Genomic DNA, 530 nt, shown 5'->3' with positions numbered 1-530 from the left:
ATAAAAAGAAAGTAAAGGACAAATTTAAGCAGCTGAAAAAGCTGCTGAGCCCAAATGCGGGACTAAAACTGATCGGCTTTTTCGCTGCGTCTTCGATAGCGGTTTACTGCGTTAATGACTGGTTTTTTATGTTTGAGTACTGGAAAGTGCTGCTGGCGTTAGAACCAATATTATTTGTGATGTTTATCCTCAAATTAAGTGGTATCCAAGCGCAGCGATTCAAGGACAACTTTCCAGATGCACTAAACATATTGTCGGGTGCACTCTCTTCGGGACAAAGTATTGTTCATGCCTTCGAATACGTAGGAACTCAGCTTGATAATGAAGTTGGCGAAGAGTTCAAAAAGATGTCAGAACGACTTCTGATTGGTGAAGACCCAGACGATGTATTGGCACGAAGTGCAGCTTCGTTTCCTTACGTTGAGTACTTTTTCTTTGCCGCAACAATTCGAATCAACTTGAGTCGAGGTGGGCAGCTAAAAGACGTGATTAACCGCATCAACCGAATCATGTTTGAAGCGAGGGCAATC

1 protein-coding gene is annotated in these 530 nt (G+C 42.6%); it reads left to right on the top strand.

Annotation, left to right across the window (positions count from 1 at the left end):
- The coding region (locus R7F64_RS24325) for a type II secretion system F family protein (RefSeq protein ID WP_318072214.1) at positions 1–530 on the top strand (530 nt) is incomplete at both ends.

It is taken from the genome of Vibrio sp. Vb1980 (assembly GCF_033338615.1).
Lineage (GTDB): Bacteria > Pseudomonadota > Gammaproteobacteria > Enterobacterales > Vibrionaceae > Vibrio > Vibrio alginolyticus.
The sequence above is the reverse complement of the archived record's forward strand: the minus strand, read 5'-3'. Positions and strand labels throughout refer to the sequence as shown.